Below are 5,266 nucleotides of genomic sequence, written 5' to 3' on the forward strand. Positions count from 1 at the left end.
AGAAAAAAGACGAGGAATGTTGCTTTTATTTTAGTAGTACAAATAGGATTTTCAACAATTCCGATAGTCAATTTGAGGATAATCTTGAAAGATAAATAGTAACAAAACGTAAAATTTAGTTACAATCTGTGTTTTTAGTGAGGAGGATAAAAGGAAATACTAGTGCTGAAGCTAACAAGGCACTAAAACCAATTACTATGGCAGCATAAAGACTTATTACCTTTAATAAGATATAGAAAATTGTTTTCATAATGCTATTTTTACAAATGACAGGAAGTAGTATCTCTCATAGATAGCTATAAACGTAGTAACAAATAATAGAATATTTCTTTTCTTTCGTTTAAGTACTCAAATACTCGTTTAAGTAGTTTCTGTTTTTTGTTTTGTAGAAAAAATTTTTGATATTCCGTGCATTTATTTTTAGTCCATTCTTATATCGATTTAAGTTTTTTAACTTGAACTAGGGTTTGCTGCTTTTTTTTTATTAATCAACTTTTTAAGTTTTGTTTCTATTTAGCTGCTTATTATGGGTTAAGAATTGGCATATCTGAATTATCTTGTAATTAAACTAGCAGTATTTCATTGTTAGTTTAGATCTCAAAAGTCACGATAATTATCGTTAATAAACTGCTACAAAATAACGATTCCAAAATAGTGCTATAATTAACACTCTGATATTTGTTTTTGGTTTATTCGATGGTATTTAAGTTGATTTTTCGTTAAAAAACAAAAGATATACTGATATAAATTGTATCTTTCTAATTGATTTGGAACTATTAAATATCATAATAAAACTCCTGAACATGAAAAATTTAATCTTAATAAGACATGCAAAATCAAATTGGGACGTACCTTTGCAAGATATTGATAGACCATTAGATCAAAGAGGAGTGAAAGATGCTCATTTAGTTTCATCGAGTATTTTGGATTTTATTCCTAAGACTTATGTAATATGGAGCAGTATTGCAAAAAGAGCCTCCGATACCGCTCTAATTTTTGCCCAAAATATATTATATCCCATTGAATGTATTGATTATAAGAAGGGACTTTATACTTTTGATGAAAAACAGCTGGAAGAAATCATAAAATCATGTGAGAATATTTTTGATAGCATTATTGTTTTTGGACATAATGCCGCAATTACTAACTTTGTAAATAAATTTGGAGACGTTTCTATTGATAATGTGCCAACCAGCGGGTTTGTAGCTTTAGAATTTGATACAGAAGATTGGGAAGAAATAAATAACGGTCAAACAAAAAAATAATAGTTCCAAAAGATTTAAAATAAATATAGTGCCAGAAAAGAAATATATAGATAGAGAAAAAAGTTGGTTAGCATTTAACGCCAGAGTACTTCAAGAAGCAGCAGATGAATCAGTACCACTTTTAGATAGATTACGATTTTTAGGTAATTTTTTCAAATAATTTAGATGAGTTTTTTAGAGTTCGTTTTGCTGCAATACGAAGGTTAAGTCTATCTGGTAAATCAGGAGCGAAAATTCTTGGAGGTATTTCGGCTCAGCAGTTAGTAAAAGATATTACTGAAATTGTAATTGACGATCAAACAGAAAGTCTTGTAATTCTAAAAAAAATAGAAACCCAACTTGAAAGCGAAAATATTTTTATCATCAATGAAAGTGAAATTTCTGTTGAGCAGGAAATATTTTTAAAAGATTTCTTTATACAAAAATTAAGTCCTGAATTAGTGACCATTATTTTAAATGATTTATCTGAATTTCCGCTATTGAGAGATAATATGGGTTATTTGGCTATTAAATTAGTAATGAAAAAAAATTCAGAAGTTCGATATGCCATTATCGAAATTCCAAAAACGATGAATCGATTTGTTGTCTTACCTTCAGACGATGAAAAACAATATATAATTCTAATTGATGATGTAATCAGACATAATTTAAAAAGTATTTTTAATATTTTTGATTATGAAAGTGTTTCTGCGCATATGATAAAAATCAGTCGTGATGCTCAATTGGATATCGACAGTGATTTAAGCAAGAGTATGCTTGAAAAAATTTCGACAAGTGTAAAAGACAGAATCATAGGGGAACCTGTTCGTTTTATCTACGACCAGACGATTGAAAAAGATACGCTAGAATTCTTCTTGGATAAGATGAAAATTGACTCTACAGACAGTATAATACCTGGTGGCAGGTATCATAATAGACGAGATTACATGGACTTTCCAAGTTTAGGGAGAGCAGATTTGTTATACGTAAAAAATGATCCATTGCCTATTCCTGGATTAAGTTTGGAAGGCAGTATCTTACAAAAAATTAGTGAAAAGGATTATTTATTGAATGCTCCATATCAATCCTATTCTTATCTAACTAAATTTCTTCGGGAAGCGGCTCTTGATCCTAAGGTTACTACAATTAAAATAACTTTGTACCGATTAGCTAAGAATTCGCAAATCATAAGCTCCCTAATCAATGCAGCAAAAAACGGTAAAAAAGTAATCGTTCAGATTGAATTGCAGGCTCGATTTGACGAAGCGTCAAATATTTCCTATGCGGAACAAATGCAAACAGAGGGTATTGAACTTATTTTTGGCGTAAAGGGACTAAAGGTTCACAGTAAAATATGTGTTATTGAAAGGATTGAAAGCGGTAAAGTAAAAAGATACGGCTTTATATCAACAGGAAACTTTAATGAGTCTACTGCAAAGGTATATACGGATGTCACACTATTTACCAGTCATCAGTCGATTCTGAAAGACATTAATAAAATATTTGATTTTTTTAATATTAATTACAGGACATACCGCTATAAGCACCTTATTGTTTCGCCACATTATTCTCGAATTCGATTTTATAAACTAATTGAGAGGGAAATTCTGCATGCATTAGCGGGGAGAAAAACGTATATAAAGCTAAAAATGAATAGTTTATCTGATTTTGGAATGATCGATAAATTATATGAAGCCAGCAATGCGGGAGTAAAAATACAATTAGAAGTAAGAGGGATTTGTTCATTGATTCCTGGTGTTAAGGGAATGAGTGCTAATATTGAAGCCATCAGTATTGTTGATAATTATTTAGAACATTCCAGAATTTATATTTTTGGAAATGCAGGGCAAACAGAGGTTTTTATTTCTTCAGCAGATTTTATGAACCGAAATCTGGATGGAAGGGTAGAAGTGACCTGTCCTATTTACGATCAAGAGATTAAAAAAGAACTCATTGACAACTTTGATCTAGGTTGGAAAGGAAATGTAAAAGCACGTATTCATTCGGATAAACTGGATAATAAATACCGCGAAAGAGGTGGTGATCCTGTATTTAGGGCTCAAATAGAAACCTATAAATATTATCAAAGGAAAGTCGAATTATTAGACGAAACTTTTTAGAAATAGCAATTTTATTTTTAACTTATTCATAAGTAGAAAAGTAAATTCAAAATCATAATAAAGAATGATTAACATAAAGAAATACGCGGCAATCGATATTGGATCAAATGCAATGCGTTTACTAATAGTAAATATTGTTGAACAACAGGGTAAAGAGCCTCAATTTAATAAAAGTTCCTTAGTTCGTGTGCCTATCCGATTAGGACAGGACGCCTTTACTGTAGGTGAAATATCCGAAGAAAATATCGATAGAATGTGCGATGCTATGAAGGCATTCCATCTCTTGATGAAAGTACATAAAGTGCAGGACTATAAGGCATTTGCTACTTCCGCTATGAGGGAAGCATACAACGGAAAGGAGGTTGTAGACCTTATCAAGGAGAAAGCAAATATTAACATAGAAATAATTGATGGAAAAAGGGAAGCAGCAATAATCGCTTCAACAGATTTACATCACCTTTTAAAAACAGATCAGACCTATCTTTTTGTGGATGTTGGTGGAGGGAGTACAGAATTCACCCTTTTTTCAAATAGCAAAATAGTAACTTCCAGATCGTTTAAAGCAGGTACTGTTCGCTTGTTAAATGGAATGGTCTGCGATGTAGTTTGGGATGAAATTGAAAAATGGATTAAAACAAATACGGTAGATTATGAAGAAGTTACCCTGATTGGTTCTGGAGGTAATATTAATAAATTATTTAAAATGTCAGGTGCAGTACAAGAAAAGCCTTTGTCCTATATTTATATGACTGCACAATATTCTTTCTTAAATTCATTGACTTACGAGCAAAGAATTGCGGAGTTGGGATTAAACCCTGATCGTGCTGATGTTATTATTCCTGCGACTAGAATATATCTGAATGCAATGAAATGGAGTGGAGCACGACAAATCTATGTTCCTAAAATTGGATTATCCGATGGGATTGTTAAGGCCATGTATTACGGCAACATATAAAAGCGAAGTTTTTTTAAAATTTTAAAAAATCTAAAAAATTGATTTTCTTTTTTTACTAACCAAAGTCCTGATAAAAAATTATAGCTGAATAAAAAGCCATCACAGATACAAATGGAATGGCGTTTTTGTCGATGGTATGCATTTAATCAAACGCACCAATATCTTGCTATAAATTAATAGTTAAATTCGAATTGGACTTGTTGATTTAATTATTTCGCAATAGAATTGTATTAAAACAAAAAATGAATCATTTACGGTTTTAAGAGTTGCTGTTTTATCCGTTTAGGTCTAAACCAAATGTGGTTCTTAACAATTCAATACTTGGATTTATTTCATGTAATCTGTTGTACCTGTCTTGATCATTAAAGTTCTTTTTGTTTTCGAAACTTTCATTTACAACAACATCAATGGTAATGTCATGATTGTGCAAATGTCCTTTCAAATGTCCCAACAGACCATTTATTTCTTTTTCGAAATCTAGTTTTGAACCTTCATTTGGTAATTCGAGCGTGATGTTAAATCCATTCAAAACGGGATCATTGATGAGTAACAAAGACTCCATAATTTTAAATCCTTTGTCACCTAAACGTTTTGCATATTTTGTCCATTGCACTAACATCTCCGTTTCTGAAAAAGCGTCTGTAGGCAAATCTACCACCTCCTTTACATATCCTTTGTTGCTTTCTTCCAATGCCCTTTTAGCACGAATACTAGATAATGAAAGGGCCGAAACTGCTGGTTGGTTTGATGTTGTTTCCGTTTTTAAAGGAGGAGTAGGAGCAGTGATTTTAGCCGTCTGTTCTGAGACTATTTGTTGCGGTTCCACAACGGCTTGCAAAGGCGTGGGCTTTTGCTCTGTGGATTTTGTTTGATCCGCTATGGAATAATCGCTTTTTCTAAAATAGGTAGGGGGTATTATGAAGGACTCAACTTTTTTTTTTCTTCCA

The 5,266-nt window shown here is 31.7% G+C and carries 3 protein-coding genes and 2 pseudogenes; 3 read left to right on the forward strand and 2 right to left on the reverse strand.

Features of this window, described 5'->3' with window-relative positions; genetic code table 11:
• Nucleotides 1-115: 115 nt before the first annotated feature.
• The gene (locus tag A3SG_RS22780) at nucleotides 116-250 is read right to left on the reverse strand and encodes a hypothetical protein (protein ID WP_255347720.1); all 135 of its coding nucleotides are present in this window, start codon (nucleotides 248-250) and stop codon (nucleotides 116-118) included.
• A 553-nt stretch (nucleotides 251-803) separates the two neighbouring features.
• Between A3SG_RS22780 and A3SG_RS20315 the strand changes: the two are divergent.
• The 3 genes and pseudogenes from A3SG_RS20315 (at nucleotide 804) to A3SG_RS0117295 (ending at nucleotide 4,319) form a co-directional block, all read left to right on the forward strand.
• A pseudogene (locus A3SG_RS20315) lies at nucleotides 804-1,288 on the forward strand (SixA phosphatase family protein).
• Between the two features lie 5 nt (nucleotides 1,289-1,293).
• Nucleotides 1,294-3,364, forward strand: a pseudogene (gene ppk1, locus A3SG_RS20320) (polyphosphate kinase 1).
• A 64-nt stretch (nucleotides 3,365-3,428) separates the two neighbouring features.
• Nucleotides 3,429-4,319, forward strand: a complete 891-nt coding sequence (locus A3SG_RS0117295; RefSeq protein WP_016991256.1) for a Ppx/GppA phosphatase family protein — start codon at nucleotides 3,429-3,431, stop codon at nucleotides 4,317-4,319.
• A 274-nt stretch (nucleotides 4,320-4,593) separates the two neighbouring features.
• Here the strand turns inward: A3SG_RS0117295 and A3SG_RS22535 are convergent.
• Nucleotides 4,594-5,266, reverse strand: a 673-nt coding sequence (locus A3SG_RS22535; RefSeq protein WP_016991257.1) for a hypothetical protein, incomplete at its 5' end; no start/stop codon positions are given.

It is taken from the genome of Flavobacterium sp. ACAM 123 (assembly GCF_000264055.1).
In the GTDB taxonomy this organism is placed as follows: domain Bacteria; phylum Bacteroidota; class Bacteroidia; order Flavobacteriales; family Flavobacteriaceae; genus Flavobacterium.

What these genes read in the sequence shown, in the direction of transcription:
- A3SG_RS22780 (WP_255347720.1), bottom strand. Translation starts at nt 250, where the DNA reads ATGAAAACAATTTTCTATATCTTATTAAAGGTAATAAGTCTTTATGCT.
- A3SG_RS0117295 (WP_016991256.1), top strand. Translation starts at nt 3,429, where the DNA reads ATGATTAACATAAAGAAATACGCGGCAATCGATATTGGATCAAATGCA.